Origin of the sequence: Streptomyces sp. MJM8645 (genome assembly GCF_001625365.1) — a bacterium.
GTDB lineage: Bacteria > Actinomycetota > Actinomycetes > Streptomycetales > Streptomycetaceae > Kitasatospora.
Window position 1 is genome coordinate 75,703 of the sequence record NZ_LJJF01000003.1, and the last position, 16,142, is coordinate 91,844.

Consider the following 16,142-nt stretch of genomic DNA (forward strand, 5'->3'; position numbering starts at 1 on the left):
GATGCCCCTGACAGGAGAATCCGTCCATGAACACGACCGTCCTGGTCCGCAAGCCCTTCGCCGCCGTCCTCGCCGCCGGCCTGCTGGCCGCCGCCCTGAGCGCGTGCAGCAACAGCGGCGGCGACGCGAAGTCCTCGGACACGGCCAAGAGCACCACCGCGGCCGCCGCACCCCAGCCGTCCAGTGCCCAGGCTTCCGGTGCCCCGGCCGCCGAGCAGGTGACGGCCGGGCAGCCGTTCGGCACCGCGTGCGCGGCCGTCCCCAAGGACGGGGCGGGCAGCTTCACCGGCATGGCCAAGGACCCGGTCGCCACCGCCGCCTCCAACAACCCGCTGCTGTCCACCCTCGTCACCGCCGTCAAGCAGGCCGGCCTGGTGGACACCCTCAACTCCGCGAAGAACATCACCGTCTTCGCCCCCACCAACGACGCCTTCGCCAAGCTCCCGAAGAAGGACCTCGACGCCGTCCTCGCCGACAAGGACAAGCTCACCAAGATCCTCACCTACCACGTCGTCCCCCAGCGCCTGGCTCCCGCGGCGCTCGCCGGCGGACACAAGACCCTGGCCGCCGACGACCTCACCGTGACCGGCGCCGCCCCGGACTTCACCGTCAACTCCGCCGCCAAGGTGCTGTGCGGCGACGTCCAGACCGCCAACGCCACCGTCTACATCGTCGACACCGTCCTGATGCCCGCCTCCTGAGCCGACATCAGCCCATGAACCGCGGCCCCCGGCGAACAACCCCCCGGTAGCCGGGGGCCGCACCCCCACCTCCCGCCCCCGCTGGCTTGCCCACCAGCCAAATATGTAGACCGACCGACATATTCTCCCCCACGTCTCGCAGGCTCGCCCGTGCGCAGGAAGTCGGACCCGCCGACTTCCTGTGCACGGCGGCATGGCGGCGCTTCTGCTCCCACCAGAGAAATATGTAGACCGACCGGCATATTTCTTCTACGCCACGATTCCAGCCGCGCGAGAAGTCGGCAGGTCCGACTTCTCGCGCGCGCCGAGCCGCTCCTGCTTCCCGGCTCCCCGCCCGCCCACTGTGCGCGCAGTCGAATATGTAGACCGACCGATATATTTTTCCCGTTTGCAGCGCCCCGCTCGCAGGCCCCGCCGTGTGGCGAAGCCGAGGGCGAACCACCCCGCACAGGAAGTCGGGCAGGCCGACTTCCTGTGCGCACCGCAGGCGCGATCGAATCTGTAGACCGGTCGGTATATTCACTCCAGGCCGACGGCGCGAGCCCGTGGGCAAGGCTGTACGGCGCACATGTCGCGGTTCCGCAGGGCGGGGTTCAGCGCAGCAGGTGCTCCAGCTGGTCGAGGGCGGTGGGCAGGTCGCGGGGGCGCAGGGCGCCCGGGGGGCGGCGGGGGCCGGTCCAGCCGGGGCCGGCGGTCAGGACGACGGGGCGGGTGCGGGCACCGTGGGGGCCCCAGGCGGTCTCGGCGACACGGCGGGCCAGGGCCCGGTCGGCGGTGCGGGCGACCTGGGACCACAGCAGGACGGCGGGCGGGCCGGTGCGGCGAACCGCTTCCAGCAGGGCTTCGGTCGGCAGGGCCGGACCGAACATCCGAAACGGCAGGCCCCGTTCGGCCAACCCCGCGGCCAGCGCCTCCAGCGGCAGGGCATGCAGTTCGGCGGGCATGCCCGCGAGCAGGACGGCCGGACCCTGCGGCGGCTCGGCCCGATCGGCGGCGCGGCGCAGAGCGGCGGCGACGTGCCAGGACAGCAGGTGCTCGACCTCGACGTAGCGCTCGCCCTCGGCAGCCCACTTGCGGCCGGCGGCGCGCAGGGCGGGCATCATCACCTCGGTCCAGGCGGCGACCGGGCCGAGGGTGTCGACGCTGTGTCGCAGGATCCGGGCGAGCTCGGGGGCGTCGAGGCGAACGGCCGCGCGGGCCAGCCCCCGGCATTCGGGGCGGACGGTGCCGACGGGCAGGGTGTTCCCGCCGCCGCGGGCCGGCCCGCCGGCAAGCAGCCCCGGCACCTCGCGAGCCTCGGGCGGCCCTGGGGCCTCGACGGCGAGGGCGAGGCGGGCGGCCTCGGCCGGGGTGACGCCGCGGGCGGTCAGGCGGCACATCTCCGCCAGGACGGCGACGTCCCGCGGACTCCACTGGCGGTGGCGCCCGGGATCGCGCCGGGCGGGGCCGACGCCGTAGCGGCGTTCCCAGGAGCGGACGGTGGTCGGGGAGACACCGAGCATGCGGGCGAGGGCACCGGTGGTCAGGCTGGCCTGGGCCGGCGGCCGACCGGCGGAGGCAGACACGGGGACGGGAACCGGGACGGGGACGGGGACGGGGACGGGGACGGGGACGGGGACGGGGACGGGCACATGCGTGAGCCTATGCGGGGCAGGACGGGGCAACAGGCGTCGCGGATGCGAGCGGCAAGCAGTGCTCGTTCCGCAGAAGCCATCGGTGTGCGCAGGAAGTCGGACCTGTCGACTTCCTGCGCACACCGCAGCTGCCGACCTGGAGGGAATATGCAGGTCGGTCTACAGATTTGTCCCCCGGCGCGCCGAGAACCCCGGCAGGGCGGGCCCGGGGACAGAACCATCCCGCCAGCGCGCACAGGAAGTCGGACCCGTCGACTTCCTGCGCACACCGCAGCTGCCGACCTGGAGGGAATATGCAGGTCGGTCTACAGATTTGTCCCCCGGCGCGCCGAGAACCCCGGCAGGGCGGGCCCGGGGACAGAACCATCCCGCCAGCGCGCACAGGAAGTCGGACCCGTCGACTTCCTGTGCGCACCACGGCCGCGGGCCCGAGGGGAATATGCAGGCCGGTCTACAGATTCGGCAGGCAGGTGCGGGCGCGGGGCTGTGCCGGGTGGGGTGGGGGGTCGGCGAGTTGGGTGCGCAGGCGTAGCAGGGCGTCGCGGATGCGGGTCTTGACGGTGCCGAGGGGGGCGCCGAGGGCTTCGGCGGCCTGGGCTTGGGTGCGGCCGCCGTAGTAGACCAGCAGCAGGCATTCGCGCTGGACGTCGGTGAGGGTGGCCAGGGCGCGGCGGAGCCGTTCGCGTTCCCGGCCGCGGTCCAGGTCGTGTTCGACCTGGTCGGCGACCTCGTCGAAGACCGGGGTGTAGGCGCGCAGGGCGGCGGTGCGGTCGCGGTCGGCGGCGGCCTGGGCGGAGCGGACCCGGTCGACGGCGCGCCGGTGGGCGAGGGTGAGCATCCAGGGCAGGACCTCGCCGCGCTCGGGACGGTAGCGTGCCGCCTCCCGCCACACCTGGAGGAACACCTCCTGGGTGACCTCCTCGGCCTGGGCGTGGTCGCGCAGCACCCGCAGCACGAGGCCCAGGACGGTTCCGGCGGTGGCGGCGTACAGCTCTTCGAAGGCCCGCTCGTCGCCGCCGGCCACGCGTGCCGCCAGGGTGCGCAGCCCGGCCTGCCCGCCGTCGCCCGGGGGTTCGCTGCCGGGGGGTTCGGTGCGGGGAGTCTCGCCTGCCGGGGGCCGGGGCGCCGGGGACCGGGTGGCCGGCCGGTCGATCAGTGCGTGCACACGGCGACCGTCTCGGAGCGGCCACCGCCTGGGCTACTCGCATCGTTTGCGCATCGTTGTGCCCGCGCGTGTGCCCGCGCGTGTGCCCCCGGGCTGCCGTGGTGGTCCGGCCCGTCCGGCCTCGAAGCGTTGTGAGCCGCGTCACTTTCGCGGTGGCGGTGCAGCAGGGCGGTGCCGGGGTCCGTCATGGGGGCGAAGGTGACGGCGGAAGAGCGAGAAGAGTGAAGAGAGCGAGGGCGGCGGGTGAGGCTGCGCAGGGCCAGTCCCGGGATCGACTTCGTCGAGTTCGTACAGCAGCGTTCGGGCGCGCTGTTCCGGACGGCGTACGTGCTCACCGGGGACGCGCACACCGCGGAGGACCTCGTCCAGGAGGCGCTGGAACGGTCCTGCCGCAACTGGCGGCGGGTGGCGGCCGCAGAGGTGCCCGAGGCGTACGTGCGCCGGATCCTGGTGAACCTGGTCAACGACCGGTGGCGGCGGCTGAGCCGCTCCGGTGAGCGGCCCGGCGCGGCGCCCGGCGCCGAGCACGCCGACCCGCGCGACGCCTACCGGTCGGTGGAGTTGCGCGCGGAGCTCGTCACGGCGCTGCACACGCTGCCGATGGGGATGCGCACCGTGGTCGTCCTGTACTACCTCCACGATCTGGGGGACCAGGAGATCGCGCAGACGCTGGACATCTCCCCCGGCGCCGTGCGTTCCCAACTCGCCCGCGGCCTCGCGAAACTGCGGTCCGCACTGCCCCGGCAGGACGTCCCGTCCGCGCCGCCGACCTCGCGCGGAGGTGCGTGATGACCCGCTTCCCGTCCCACGATCCCGACCCCGGCCACCCTGCCTCCGCCCCCGACCCCGACTTCGACAAGGAACTCCTCGCCGCCATGACCGCATTCGCCGACAACACCCCGGCCCCCGTCATCGACGCCCTCGCCATCCGGCGCACGGTGCGCCGTCGCACCGTGCTCAGCGGCGCGGTGGCGGCGGCCGCGGTGGTCGCCATCGGCACGGGTGCGGCACTGCTCGCGCCGGGTTCGGGCCCGTCGCCCTCCGGTGGCCTGCCCGCGGGCCCCGCGAACGCTTCGGCGCCGATGTCCTCCGGCGCGCCATCCCCCGCCGGGTCCGCTCCCGCGCCCGGGCCGTCGATGGCCTTCGGCACCCCCTCCCCGGTGATGCAGCCGACCGACGGGGTGCAGGTGAGTGTGCCGCCGGTCGTCAACCTGGCCAAGGACGCGGCCGTCAGGGCGCTGGAGGCGGCGGGACTGCGCTACGAGGTCCACGAGTTCACCGACTGGAACGTGCCCGCCGGGTCGGTCATCAACTCCGAGCCGCAGGCCGGCCACACCGTACCTGCGCACTCGACGGTCCAGGTGTTCGTCTCCAAGGGCAGGCCGGGCCGCTGACCGGCGCCGACATATCCAACACCGCTACGCAGGAGGCAAGTTGACGATATCCCCCGGCCTCCCACCACACGGGCGGCGAGGAGGCGGGCGAGGCCGTGCGCAGCAGGGTGGGCGGGCCGTGGACTGGGCCGTGGACTGGGCCGGCCGGGTGAGGAGCGACACGGTGTCGGGCCCCTGCCCCCGCCCCCCTGCTGCGGGCCCCACCTGCGGCGATCTAGGGTGCAGGCATGATCTCCTCACCGATATCCGGCCCCGACCAGGCGATGCGGGTGCTGATGGAGGGCAATGCCCGTTTCGTCGCGGGCAGCCCGGAGCACCCCAACCAGGACGCCGGGCGCAGGGCCGCCCTCGCTCCGGCGCAGCGGCCCTTCGCGGTGCTGTTCGGCTGTTCGGACTCCCGGCTGGCGGCCGAGATCATCTTCGACCGGGGGCTGGGCGACCTGTTCGTGGTGCGGACGGCCGGGCACGTCACCGGGGCGGAGGCGCTGGGCAGCATCGAGTACGGGGTGAGCGTGCTGGAGTGTCCGCTGGTGGTGGTGCTGGGGCACGACTCGTGCGGCGCGGTGGGCGCGGCGATGGAGGCGCTGGACCGGGGGCGGCTGCCGGGCGGGTTCGTGCGGGACGTGGTGGAGCGGGTCACCCCGAGCGTGGTGTCGGCCCGGGCCGCGGGCATCGAGGACCCGGACGGGATCGTCGACGAGCACATCCGCCAGACCGTGGACCTGCTGCTGGAGCGTTCCCAGCTGCTGGCCGCCAAGGTGGCCGAGGGCTCGGCGGCCGTCGTGGGCCTGTCCTACCGGCTGCGCGACGGCCAGGCCCGTACGGTGGCCGCCCGCGGTCCGGTCAGCGCCTCGCTCTGACCGCCGGCCCGTACGGGTGCTGAACCGGCCCGTACGGCCGAACCGGTGTGCCGGGCCGAACCTCCGCGCAGGGCCGACCAACGTGGGGCCGCCCGGTGTACAGGGCCGTCCGCCGGGGCCGGGAACGCCGTGTCCGATCACCGCCAGCGCCCCCTCCCGGGCGGGGGCAGAGTCGGAGGCCGGCAACGGTTTCCCACTCAAGGACGGCATTCCCGTGCACAAGGCCACCGATCTCAAGGTCCTCTACTTCGGCACCCCGGTGGTGCTGATCAGTTCGCGCAACGAGGACGGCGGCGCCAACCTGGCGCCGATGTCCTCGGCGTGGTGGCTGGGGCAGTCCTGCGTGCTGGGCCTCGGCAACACTGCCCAGACGGCCGTCAACCTGCGGCGCGAGGGCGAGTGCGTGCTCAACCTGCCCTCCTCCGGGCAGGTGGACGCCGTCGACGCCCTCGCGATGCTGACCGCCAATCCGGATCTGACCGAGCGCCGGCGCCAGCAGGGCTACCGCTTCGAGCGGGGCAAGTTCGCCGCCGCCGGGCTCACCGAGCAGCCGTCGGAGCTGGTGCGGGCGCCGCGCGTCGCCGAGTGCCCGGTCCAGTTGGAGTGCCGGTTGGAGGCGGCCACGCCGCTGGCGGGCAACCCGCAGTGCACCGCTTTCGAGGTCACCGTGGTGCGCGCGCACGTCGAGGAGCGCCTGCTCGTGCCCGGCACGGACCACTACGTGGACCCGCTCGGCTGGGATCCGCTGATCATGAAGTTCTGCGAGTTCTTCGGCGACGGGCGCCGGCTCGCCCCTTCCCGCCTTGCCGAGGGTTGGCAGATGCCGGGCCGCCTGCCCGTCGGTGTCCGGGCCTGACGCCCCGCCGCAGGTCCGCGAGCCCCCGCCGCCCGCCCGGCCGTCCGACGAGCCGCCCGCCTACCCGACCACCCAGCCGAGCAGCCGTCCGCCCGGCCGACCGTCCGACCGTCCGACCGTCCGACCGCCTAGTCGGCCGCCGCGGCGGGCACCAGGTCGTGGAGCAGGAAGTGGAGCTCGGTGTCGTCCGTCGACTCCATCCACAGCCCGTCGGCGTCGAGCACCGAGGCCGCGACCACCCGCGCCTCGGCGACGAGTTCGGGGTGGGAGTCGAAGCCCGGCCACGGCAGGACGGGGAAGTCGTTGTCCTCGCCGAAGCGCCGTACCTGTTCGATGTCGCCCAGGACGGCGGGCGGCAGCGACTCGTTCGCCCAGGACCACAGCCAGGTCTGCCGGGCGAGGCTGACGCTGCCGATCATCGTGAGCCGGCCGGTGAGGAACACCTCGCTCTTGCGCGACCACTTCCTCTTGCGCGACCAGGTGATCCGCGCGTCGTCCATCGACCAGTGGTACTGCACGTCACCTGACAGTCCGAAGCGCTCGACCATGAGGGCCTGCCGCGCGCGGGCACGTTCGCGGGCCGCGATCACGACGCCCTCCCACCGGGAGTGGTCGTGCTTCGAGTGGTCGTCCACCGTGCCTCCTCGTACGGAACTGCCGGCAAGATCATCCCATCCGGCCTGCTGCTCCGTCCGGGCCCGTCGGCCCCACCCCGGCGTGATCCGGAAGAGAGCCCCTACGCGCTGGCGCCGCAGGAGTCGCAGATGCGGGTGGCGGGCAGTTGGAGGAAGCAGGAGGGGCAGATCGCCGGGGGGCGGGGCGGGGTGGCGGCGGCCGCCTTGCGGTTGACGGCCGCTTGCAGGCGCGGGGCCAGGGCGGGGGTGCCGCCGTCGGCGGGCAGTTGGGCGCCGAAGTGCCGGTAGCAGGCGAGGCGGGCGGCGGCGGCGTGGTGTTCGCGGTCCATGTCCGCTGCGAGCGGCGGCTGTCCGGCCACGGCCAGTACTTCCTGGTAGCCGACGCCGACCATGCCGTCGGTGGAGTGGACCACCAGTGCGGTCAGCGGCGGGTCCCCGCGGCGGTGTGCCTCGCGCACCACCAGGGCCAGGACTTTGCCGATCCAGGTGCGCTGGTGCACCCGGGTGCGCACTCCGGCCGCCTCCTGGACGGTCTCGGCCAGTTCGGAGTAGGTGATCACCGCGTGGTAGCGGCGGGCCACGTCCACCAGGGCCGGGTAGGCGGCCCTGGTCCAGGCGACCTGGGCCTGGGTGGAGCTGACCGCCGAACCGTCCGCGACCCGCCAGTAGCCGCGCTGTTGCTGTTCCATTCGACCGCCCCTGAAACCTCGTCCGCCGGCCCCCGCCGGGAGCGAGGCTACCCCGCCCTGTGGCGCCCCGGGCCGCCGGGGGCTTGACTTCAAGTGCTGTTGAAGTCGTCGAATAGTCCCGACCGCAGCCGTACGGGCATCGCGGTCGATGCCCCGCCCGTACGGAACGACCCGGGTCCGGGGCCGCCTGCTTCCCGATCGTGCCGCAGGCGGCCCCGGCCCCGTCGTCGTCCGCCGGCCCACCACCCGCCACAGGGCGCAGGCCGGGCGTCACCACCAGAACCAGGGACCGGGCGTCACCGGCAGAGCCGCACGGCGGGCTCAGGCCGCCGCTTCGGCGAGGGTGTGGGCGACGAGGGCGTTGGCGTGGCCGTGGCCGAGGCCGTGCTCGGTCTTGAGCCAGGCGACGAGCTCCATGTGCTTGCCGAGCGGGGAGGCCCGGATGAGGTCCTTCCACTCGGCGACGGGTCGGCCGTACTTCTTCTCGATGGACGGGAAGTAGCTGGCGGGGCCCTTGGCGGGGGTGGCGGTCATGGTCGGTACGCCCTTTCGGGAACGGATGCGGTCGCGGTCTACCCAGGTAGGACCGCGACCGCATCGTCAACTCATCGCCCGGCCAAAGTGATCTGCGTCACACTCCGACCTTGCGCTTGGCCCGCCGCCCGGCGGCCGGGGTGGGGTTGGCGTTCCAGGCGGCGACGGGGTTGCCGAGCCAGCGGGTGGTGCCGGGGACGTTCTCGCCGCGCATGACCAGGGAGGCGGGGCCGACGGTGGTGCCGGCGCCGAGGGAGGAGTTGAGCAGGACGATGGAGTGCGGGCCGGTGGTGGAGCCGGGGCCGAGGTGGACGGGGCCCAGGCGCATGACCCGGTCGTGGAAGAGGTGGGTCTGCAGGACGGTGCCGCGGTTGACGCTGGCGCCGGCCTCGACGGTGACGAGGTCGCTCTCGGGCAGCCAGTGGGTCTCGCACCACACGCCGCGCCCGATGTGGGCGCCGAGGCTGCGCAGCCAGGCGTTGAGGTAGGGCGTGCCGGTGATGGTGGAGCCGCCGAAGGGCATGGCGAGTTCCTCGACGAAGCTGTCGTAGAGCTCGTTGCGCCACACGAAGGTGGACCACAGGGGGTGTTCGGCGACGCGGAAGCGTCCGACGAGGAGCCACTTGGCGGCGGTGGTGACCAGGCAGGCGATGAGGGCGGCGCCGATGAGGACGAGGCCGGCGGCGGCGAGGGCGCGCGTGAGGCCGTAGTCGTCGCGCAGTTCCTGGAGGGTGGCGAGGACGAGGTCGCCGAGGAGGGCGGCGAGGACGATGGGCAGCAGGCGGCACAGTTCGACGCCGGCGCGGGCCCACATCAGGCGCCGGGGCGGGTTGTAGGTGCGGGCGTCGCCGCCGGCGGCCGCGACGCGCGGCAGGGCGAAGGCGGGGCGGCCGAGCCAGGAGGAGCCTTCGGGGGCGTTGACGGGGGTGTCGGACAGGACGCCGACGAGGGAGTTGTCGGGCAGTCGGCGGCCGGGGCCGACGATACCGGAGTTGCCGACGAAGGAGCGGCGCCCGACGTGCGAGGGGCCGATGTGCAGCCAGCCGCCGCGCAGTTCGTAGGGGGCGACGAGGGTGTCGTCGGCGAGGAAGGCGCCGTCGTCGACGCGCATCAGGCCGGGCAGGGACAGGACGGTGGAGGCTTCGACGCGGCGGCCGACCTTGGCGCCGAGCAGGCGCAGCCACACCGGGGTGAAGAGGCTGGCGTAGAAGGGGAAGAGGGTGCGCCGGGCGGTGTCGCTGAGCCGGGTGACGGCCCAGGCGCAGTAGGCGACGCGGCCGTGGGCGGGGTGGAAGCCGGGGCGCAGCGGGATGGACAGGAGGCGGACCATGATCGCTATCAGCGTGGCGTGGCACACCAGGGTGAGGGCGGCCAGCGGGATGGTGGCGGGCAGGAGTTGGAGGAGGGCCGCGGTGAGGGTGCGGTCGGTGTCGACCATCGTGAAGACGATGGCGAGCGCGGGGAGGGCGGCGATGATCGGCAGGAGGCCGAAGACGGTCAGGCCGACGCCGTAGGCGAGGTTCCAGAAGCGGGAGCGGGGGGTGGCGGCGGCTGCGGGCCAGGTGGTGCGGGCCTCGGTGGAGGGCCGGGCCGGGGAGCCGTGCCAGTGTTCGCCGGCGGGTACGGCGCCGGTGACGCAGGAGCCGGGGGCGATGTCGGCGCCGGCGCCGATGCGGGCGCCGGGCATGAGGGTGGAGCGGCCGCCGATGCGGGCGCCGTCGCCGATGTCGATGCGGCCGAGGTGGAGGGTGTCGCCGTCGAGCCACCAGCCGGCGATGTCGGCTTCGGGTTCGACGGTGGCGCCGGCGCCGATGCGGGCGAGGCCGGTGACGGGGGGCAGGGTGTGCAGGAGGACGCCGGCGCCGATGCGGCAGCCGAGCGCGCGGGCGTAGCGGCGGGCCCAGGGGGTGCCGGCGAGGGCGCCGACGCCGAAGAGGGTGACGGCGCGTTCGGCGGCCCACAGTCGCAGGTGGGCCTGGCCGCCGCGGGGGTGGCTGCCGGGGCGCAGGCCGGCGGTGAGCAGGCGGGCGGTGCCGGCGGCGAGGAGGGTGCGGCCGGGGGCGCTGTAGAAGAGGAGGAGGCCGGCGGCGACGGGCCACCAGGAGCTGTGCGGGGCCCAGCTGAGCTGGTTGCCGATGAGGTTGTCGAAGGCGGTGAGGGCGAGGATCCAGCGCAGTCCGGAGATGCTGAAGACGCCGAGCAGGATGAGGGTCTGCCACAGGCCGGCGCTGGCGGGGGTGCGGCGCACGGTGCGGACGGGGACGGGGGTGGGGGTGTGTGCGGCGCCGCCGGTATGAGGGGGGCCGGCGAGGTTGTCAAGATAATCGGCGAGGTCGCCGAGGACGGGGTGGGCGTAGAGGTCGGCGACGGAGACGCCGGGGTGGCGGGTGCGCAGTTCGGAGACGAGGCGGGCGGCGGTGAGGCTGGAGCCGCCGAGGGCGAAGAAGTCGTCGCCGGGGCCGGGGGCCGTGCCGAGCATGCTCTCCCAGCGGCCGGCGAGCCAGCCGGCGGTGCCGTCCAGGGGGGCGGCGGTGCCGGGGGTGGCGGTGCCGGTGGTGGCGAGCGGCCAGGGCAGGGCGTTGCGGTCGACCTTGCCGGAGGTGCGGGTGGGCAGGGAGTCGACGAGGGCGAGGACGGGCACGAGCGGGGCGGGCAGGCGTCCGAGCAGGTGCTGGCGGGCGGCGGTGAGGTCGGGGGTGGTGCCGGGCTGGGCGACGAGGTAGCCGATCAGCAGGTCGGCGCCGGCGGGGCTCTTGCGGACGGCGGCGGCCGCGGCGCGGATGCCGGGCAGGGCCTGGAGGGCGGCGTCGATCTCGCCGAGTTCGATGCGCCGGCCGCCGAGTTTGATCTGGTCGTCGGCGCGGCCGACGAAGACGAGGCCTTCGGGGTCGTTGCGCACGAGGTCGCCGCTGCGGTAGACGCGCGGGGAGGCGAGGGCGGGGTGGGCGCTGAACTTCTCGGCGTCCTTGGCGGGGTCGAGGTAGCGGGCGGTGCCGATGCCGGTGATGAGGAGTTCGCCGGTCTCGTACCAGGGGACGGGGTGGCCGGCGGCGTCGACGACGGCGATCTCCCAGCCGTCCAGGGGGGTGCCGATGCGTACGGGCTGGCCGGGGAGCATGCGGGCGGCGGTGGCGACGACGGTGGTCTCGGTGGGGCCGTAGGTGTTCCAGAACTCGCGGCCGGGGGTGGCCAGGCGCTCGACGAGTTCGGCGGGGCAGGCCTCGCCGCCGACGATGATCAGGCGCACGGCGTCCAGGCACTCCTGCGGCCACAGGGCGAGCAGGGTGGGGACGGTGGAGATGGCGGTGATGCGGCGCTCGACGAGCCAGGGGCCGAGGTCGGTGCCGGCCTTGACGAGGGAGCGGGGGGCGGGCACCAGGCAGGCGCCGTGGCGCCAGGCCAGCCACATCTCCTCGCAGGAGGCGTCGAAGGCCACCGACAGGCCGGCCAGGACACGGTCGCCGGGGCCGAGCGGCTGCTGCCGCAGGAAGAGGCGGGCCTCGGCGTCGACGAAGGCGGCCGCGGAGAGGTGGGTGACGGCGACGCCCTTGGGGCGGCCGGTGGTGCCGGAGGTGAAGATGATCCACGCGTCGTCGGCGGGGGTGGGCCAGACGGGGTTGCCGCGGGGCCCGGCCCCGGAGCCGGGGGCGAGCCGGCGTTCGGCGCCGAGGACGGCGCACACCTGGGCGTCCTGCCAGATCATGTCGGCGCGCTCGTCGGGGTCGTCGGCGTCGACGGGCACGTAGGCGGCGCCGCAGCGCAGCACGGCCAGGATGGCGACGTACAGGTCGGCGGTGCCGGAGGGGATGCGCACGCCGACCCGGTCCCCGGCGCCGATGCCGTGCCCGGCGAGGACGCCGGCGAGGGTGTCGACCTCGTGCATGAGGGCGCGGTAGTCGAGTACGGCGGTGCCGGTGTCCAGCGCGGGTGCGTGCGGGTGGGCGTCGGCGGTGGCGGTGACGATGTCGAGCAGGCTGCGGGGGTGCGCGGGCCGGACCGCCGGCCAACCGGCGGCGTGAGCGGGCCCGGGACGGTTCAGCGTTCCCGGGCCTGCCATGTCCTGGCGTGCGTCCATAAGGAGTGTCCTCGGCTGGGAGTAGTCATTAAGGATGAATGCGGGGAGTCACCTTGCGTGGTGCCTCACTCACCATGACTCCACTGGGAGCCCGCTGGATGCCGTGGAGGTGGAGTCAAAGGAACTTTTCATTTTCGGCGACATATGGGGGCATCAGGGAACGATTCGAAAGTCATTTCGGGGTTTTTCGATCGCTTTCGGCGGCGAAGGGTAATCGCCGGAGGCAGGAGGCATATGACGCGAAGGCGAAGAGTGGTCTACGCCATAGCGGCGGGGACGCTACCGGTAGTGAAAGCGGACCCGCCAGATCTGGAGGTTTAGCGATGATGGTGGCCGGATCCCGCCGGTGGCCCGCGGGAGGCGGGGGCGGCGCGGAGGGCGGCGCGCGGCTCGTCTGGTACGCGGCGTACGCGTCGAACCTGCACGCCGCCCGGCTCGCCTGCTACCTGCGCGGCGGCCGCCCCGACGGCGGCGCACACACCTACCCCGGCTGCCGCGACCACCACCCGCCGCTCCGGGACGTGGCCGCGGTGCTGCCCGGCGCGCTGTACTTCGCGCGGGAGTCGGCGGTGTGGGGCGGCGGCAGCGGCTTCTACGATCCGGCCGCACCGGGAGAACTACCCTGCCGCGCCTACTTGATGACGGTCAGCCAGTTCAGCGACATCGCCGCCCAGGAGATGCGCCGCTCCCCCGGCACCGACCTCGACCTCACCCGCACCCTCACGCACGGACGCGACCGGCTCGGGCCCGGCCGGTACGAGACGCTGGTGCACGCGGGCGAGTTGGACGGGCACCCGCTGCTGACCTTCACCGCCCCCGAAGGCCTGGCCGGCGCCGAACTCAATCCACCCTCGGCGCCTTATCTGCGCACCCTGGCCGCAGGCCTGGCCGAGTCCCACGGCTGGAACGCGCACCGCTGCGCCGACTACCTGGCCTCCCGCCCGGGCGCCGCCGGGCACTGGACCGCGGCGGACGTCCTGGCCGTACTGGGCGGTGGTCTGGACCTTTAGGTCCCGTTCACCCCGTGGTGACCGTACGGCGACAACTGCACGGGTTCCGGCCACATCAGGCAAAGGAAACGCCAGGCCACCGCACGGGTGAACCGGCGCCTCCCGCCAGCGGCTGGCGGCGGGAGGCGGCGGCCACTCGGCGGCTTCGTCAAAGGCGGTTTTAAGATCGCGCCCTTCAGCTTGAGCGTTGGCCGTGGAGGAGGAGGGGGACGGCGCGGTTGGCGAGGGCTTCGGCGGCGCGGGCCGCCTGGGCGGGGGCCATGACGTCCGGGAGTTCGTGGGCGGGGACGAAGCGGGCGCCGAACAGCCCGCTCCGGTGCTGCGGCGGGACGGTGAGGCGGACGTCGTCGCGCACGGTGCCGCCGTCGAAGACCAGGTTGAGGCGCTCCAGGTAACGGTCGGCGGGGGTGAAATCGACGGCCAGGACGTCGGCGAGACGGAGGTTGAGGCCGGTCTCGGCGTGGAGGTTGCGGGCGGCGGCGAGGTGCGGGGGCTCGTTGGGCTGGGCGGCGCCGCCAGGGAGGATCAGCCCGTCCATGTAGTCCGGGTCGACGAGCAGGACGTCGCCGCGCGGGTTGCGCACGAGGACGAGGCAGCCGAGCCGGCACACCGGCGGCTTGGCGAGCAGACGAGGGTCACGCATCGGGCGGTTCACCTTCTGAGAGCGGCGAGGAGTACGAGGGAGAAGCCCGCCAACCACAGGAGGCGGGCGAGGAGTTCAGCCGTCACGCGTCAGGCGCTCGTAGCGCAGCCCCTTGCGGAGCAGGTCGACCACCCGCAGGAGTTCGGACGGACGGGCGCAGCCGAGGCCGACGAGGTAGCAGCCCGTTCTGCGGCCGTGCTCCCAGTCGACCTCGACGGACGGCAACTTCACCCCGGCCAGAGCGAGGACGGTGGTCAGGTCGTCCAGGACGTCGGCCGCCTGCCGCCGCTGGTCGACGGTGGCGCGATAGACCTTCTCCCCCATCACGCCCCCACCTGCCGTCGAACCTCGAACCCCCGCCAGGCGCTGAAGGCGGCGGAGAACGAGGAGAAGGCGGCCAGCTCACCCGAGGTGCCGCTACGCAGCCACTCCCCCGTCGTCTCGTTCCGCACCCGGTAACACCGGCCCTCCGGGTCCCAGCGGACCCCGTAGCCGTGGAGCTTGATACCAGCAGTCACGTTCTAAATCCTCTCCGTATTGAAGCGATACGGAGAGGATCTCGTCGGGGGCCTCCATCCAACAGGGACGAAGCGTCCTAGTTTTGATCACTAGTCAGCGATTCCGAGGGACCGCGCCAGTTTCCAGAGTCCCGGAGGATGGGCAGAGCCGGCCAGAAGGTCAGAGACGATCCCCACTGCAAGCGTGTGGTATCTCATCCACCCTGGCGCGGTCCGTTGCAGGCGTTCGAGTGCCGCGACAGCTCCTGCAGCGTCTCCCAGATCGGCGTGTGCCCTCGCCACGTCGAGAAAGAGCCATGCTCGCCAGGACGGTGGAATCTCGGAGTCGAATCGAACATTCTTCGCCAGGGACAGAGCTTCACCGGATCGCGCATGCTGAACCGCAAGGCGGACACGCTTGATCTGAACAGATGACTTACTGAAGATGCTAACCATCCTGCTGTCCGCAAGCGGCTCCATCAGCGCCAGTCTTCCCGACGCCTTCTCGGCAACCTGCAACATTTCCGATGCGCCGTCGTAATCTCCACCCAGGCTGGCGCTGATCGCCCCGGCCATAATCAACCCGCCCCACACGCGGAGCCCCATCGCATCGGATACACGCTCGCGCTCGACCTCGTCGGCGGCGTGAACGGCCAACGCGCGGGAGTCATCCAACCGGTTCTGGCGCTGGTAGGCCCATGACATGGAGTTGCTCACCATAGCGGCGAGCAGAGGATCCTCCGCGACGTCGGCGGCGGTAGTCGCACGTTCCAGGCTGCAAACCCCAAGGTCGGTCTTGCCTAGGCGAATTGCAAGGTGCCCGCTTAGCTGAAGCGCTTTTCCCAATGCCATGTGGCCATCAAGCCGATCACGGCCACGACCTACAGTGGCAACCAGCCTTGCATCGGCGATGATCCCCGGGAGAATCTCGATCAGGCGGCCAAAGTCAGCAGCGTGGTACAGCGACCAACCATCAGCGATCTCGGATCTCACCAACGCAAGTGACAGCCACTCGGCTCCATCTGGCTCCGGAGGAGGCGCGAACGGAAACGGGGTGATCGCACGTCGCAAGGAGACCAGTGCCGGTGATTCCATCGCGCCCGTCGAAGGAACCGCCGGAGGGTCGCCCAGCAACGCAGTCAGCTCAACGCCAAGTCCCTTGGCCAGTGCGTGAAGTGTCGGCAGCCGCGCCGAATGCTTCCGCTGCTGCTCAAGCTTCCGAACCACATCCACCGACACACCCGACTTTGAAGCCAGGCCCTCCTGCGTCAGACCGGCCAAGCGCCGCAACCGCTTGACCCGATCCCCAAGATGATCGCTCGCCATGCTTCCGACACTACGCGCACGCACGCCCCGACCAGCGCGAGTTGCCAACCCCGCACCCCAGCTCACCACCCCGCGCGCCGCCGCCCCTGCCCGGGGGCGGCGGCCGGGAAGCCTAACCCGGCG

At 73.0% G+C, this 16,142-nt stretch carries 16 protein-coding genes; 6 read left to right on the top strand and 10 right to left on the bottom strand.

Annotated elements, in window-relative coordinates; genetic code table 11:
- Window positions 1-26 precede the first annotated feature (26 nt).
- Window positions 27-701, top strand: a complete 675-nt coding sequence (locus A6F73_RS37320) for a fasciclin domain-containing protein (protein WP_063352902.1) — start codon at window positions 27-29, stop codon at window positions 699-701.
- A gap of 593 nt (window positions 702-1,294) precedes the next feature.
- On the opposite strand, the gene A6F73_RS37325 is transcribed toward A6F73_RS37320, so the two are convergent.
- Together A6F73_RS37325 and sigK are read right to left on the bottom strand one after the other, a co-directional pair.
- Entirely contained in the window at window positions 1,295-2,266 is a 972-nt protein-coding gene (locus tag A6F73_RS37325) for a MerR family transcriptional regulator (RefSeq protein ID WP_063352903.1), read from the bottom strand.
- Window positions 2,267-2,786: 520 nt separating this feature from the next.
- A complete protein-coding gene (gene sigK / locus A6F73_RS37330; protein ID WP_079136668.1) occupies window positions 2,787-3,380 on the bottom strand; it encodes an ECF RNA polymerase sigma factor SigK in 594 nt (197 codons plus the stop codon).
- A gap of 369 nt (window positions 3,381-3,749) precedes the next feature.
- On the opposite strand from sigK, the gene A6F73_RS37335 reads away from it, so the two are divergent.
- The 4 genes from A6F73_RS37335 (at window position 3,750) to A6F73_RS37350 (ending at window position 6,610) form a co-directional block, all read left to right on the top strand.
- On the top strand, window positions 3,750-4,289 hold the full coding sequence (locus A6F73_RS37335; RefSeq protein ID WP_279634988.1) for a SigE family RNA polymerase sigma factor: 540 nt from the start codon (window positions 3,750-3,752) through the stop codon (window positions 4,287-4,289).
- Window positions 4,289-4,894 carry a PASTA domain-containing protein gene (locus A6F73_RS37340; RefSeq protein ID WP_063352905.1) on the top strand — a complete coding sequence of 202 codons (606 nt, stop codon included), beginning with the start codon at window positions 4,289-4,291 and terminating at the stop codon, window positions 4,892-4,894. Before A6F73_RS37335 ends, A6F73_RS37340 begins: the two co-directional genes overlap by 1 nt.
- A 227-nt stretch (window positions 4,895-5,121) precedes the next feature.
- Window positions 5,122-5,754: a carbonic anhydrase gene (locus tag A6F73_RS37345; protein ID WP_063352906.1), complete on the top strand. Its 633-nt coding sequence runs from the start codon at window positions 5,122-5,124 to the stop codon at window positions 5,752-5,754.
- Between the two features lie 214 nt (window positions 5,755-5,968).
- Window positions 5,969-6,610 carry a flavin reductase family protein gene (locus A6F73_RS37350; protein ID WP_063352907.1) on the top strand — a complete coding sequence of 214 codons (642 nt, stop codon included), beginning with the start codon at window positions 5,969-5,971 and terminating at the stop codon, window positions 6,608-6,610.
- 128 nt (window positions 6,611-6,738) lie between these two features.
- Here the strand turns inward: A6F73_RS37350 and A6F73_RS37355 are convergent, their stop codons facing one another.
- The 4 genes from A6F73_RS37355 to A6F73_RS37370 form a co-directional block, all read right to left on the bottom strand.
- On the bottom strand, window positions 6,739-7,245 hold the full coding sequence (locus A6F73_RS37355) for a DUF6882 domain-containing protein (protein ID WP_063352908.1): 507 nt from the start codon (window positions 7,243-7,245) through the stop codon (window positions 6,739-6,741).
- Between the two features lie 101 nt (window positions 7,246-7,346).
- A complete protein-coding gene (locus A6F73_RS37360) occupies window positions 7,347-7,934 on the bottom strand; it encodes a hypothetical protein (protein WP_063352909.1) in 588 nt (195 codons plus the stop codon).
- A gap of 321 nt (window positions 7,935-8,255) precedes the next feature.
- Entirely contained in the window at window positions 8,256-8,468 is a 213-nt protein-coding gene (locus A6F73_RS37365) for a DUF4287 domain-containing protein (RefSeq protein ID WP_063352910.1), read from the bottom strand.
- A 97-nt stretch (window positions 8,469-8,565) separates the two neighbouring features.
- Window positions 8,566-12,543, bottom strand: coding sequence for a Pls/PosA family non-ribosomal peptide synthetase (locus tag A6F73_RS37370; RefSeq protein ID WP_244293872.1), 3,978 nt, complete (start codon window positions 12,541-12,543; stop codon window positions 8,566-8,568).
- 323 nt (window positions 12,544-12,866) lie between these two features.
- Here A6F73_RS37370 and A6F73_RS37375 point away from each other — a divergent pair, with 323 nt between their 5' ends.
- The gene (locus tag A6F73_RS37375) at window positions 12,867-13,553 is read left to right on the top strand and encodes a histone deacetylase (protein WP_347878574.1); all 687 of its coding nucleotides are present in this window, start codon (window positions 12,867-12,869) and stop codon (window positions 13,551-13,553) included.
- A 175-nt stretch (window positions 13,554-13,728) separates the two neighbouring features.
- Here A6F73_RS37375 and A6F73_RS37380 read toward each other — a convergent pair whose 3' ends face one another.
- From A6F73_RS37380 to A6F73_RS37395, 4 genes are all read right to left on the bottom strand, one after another.
- Window positions 13,729-14,196 carry an NUDIX domain-containing protein gene (locus A6F73_RS37380; protein WP_063352911.1) on the bottom strand — a complete coding sequence of 156 codons (468 nt, stop codon included), beginning with the start codon at window positions 14,194-14,196 and terminating at the stop codon, window positions 13,729-13,731.
- 75 nt (window positions 14,197-14,271) lie between these two features.
- Complete coding sequence (locus A6F73_RS37385; RefSeq protein ID WP_063352912.1) at window positions 14,272-14,520, bottom strand: hypothetical protein; 249 nt, start codon at window positions 14,518-14,520, stop codon at window positions 14,272-14,274.
- The gene (locus A6F73_RS37390; RefSeq protein ID WP_063352913.1) at window positions 14,520-14,714 is read right to left on the bottom strand and encodes a hypothetical protein; all 195 of its coding nucleotides are present in this window, start codon (window positions 14,712-14,714) and stop codon (window positions 14,520-14,522) included. Before A6F73_RS37390 ends, A6F73_RS37385 begins: the two co-directional genes overlap by 1 nt.
- A gap of 90 nt (window positions 14,715-14,804) precedes the next feature.
- Window positions 14,805-16,019, bottom strand: a complete 1,215-nt coding sequence (locus A6F73_RS37395; protein WP_063352914.1) for a helix-turn-helix transcriptional regulator — start codon at window positions 16,017-16,019, stop codon at window positions 14,805-14,807.
- Between the last annotated feature and the right edge of the window lie 123 nt (window positions 16,020-16,142).

Bases quoted from the DNA above. Each gene is read 5' to 3' on its own strand.
- A6F73_RS37360 (WP_063352909.1), bottom strand. From the start codon at position 7,934: ATGGAACAGCAACAGCGCGGCTACTGGCGGGTCGCGGACGGTTCGGCG.
- A6F73_RS37370 (WP_244293872.1), bottom strand. From the start codon at position 12,543: ATGGACGCACGCCAGGACATGGCAGGCCCGGGAACGCTGAACCGTCCC.
- A6F73_RS37380 (WP_063352911.1), bottom strand. From the start codon at position 14,196: ATGCGTGACCCTCGTCTGCTCGCCAAGCCGCCGGTGTGCCGGCTCGGC.
- A6F73_RS37340 (WP_063352905.1), top strand. From the start codon at position 4,289: ATGACCCGCTTCCCGTCCCACGATCCCGACCCCGGCCACCCTGCCTCC.
- A6F73_RS37345 (WP_063352906.1), top strand. From the start codon at position 5,122: ATGATCTCCTCACCGATATCCGGCCCCGACCAGGCGATGCGGGTGCTG.
- A6F73_RS37385 (WP_063352912.1), bottom strand. From the start codon at position 14,520: ATGGGGGAGAAGGTCTATCGCGCCACCGTCGACCAGCGGCGGCAGGCG.
- A6F73_RS37365 (WP_063352910.1), bottom strand. From the start codon at position 8,468: ATGACCGCCACCCCCGCCAAGGGCCCCGCCAGCTACTTCCCGTCCATC.
- A6F73_RS37395 (WP_063352914.1), bottom strand. From the start codon at position 16,019: ATGGCGAGCGATCATCTTGGGGATCGGGTCAAGCGGTTGCGGCGCTTG.
- A6F73_RS37375 (WP_347878574.1), top strand. From the start codon at position 12,867: ATGATGGTGGCCGGATCCCGCCGGTGGCCCGCGGGAGGCGGGGGCGGC.
- A6F73_RS37320 (WP_063352902.1), top strand. From the start codon at position 27: ATGAACACGACCGTCCTGGTCCGCAAGCCCTTCGCCGCCGTCCTCGCC.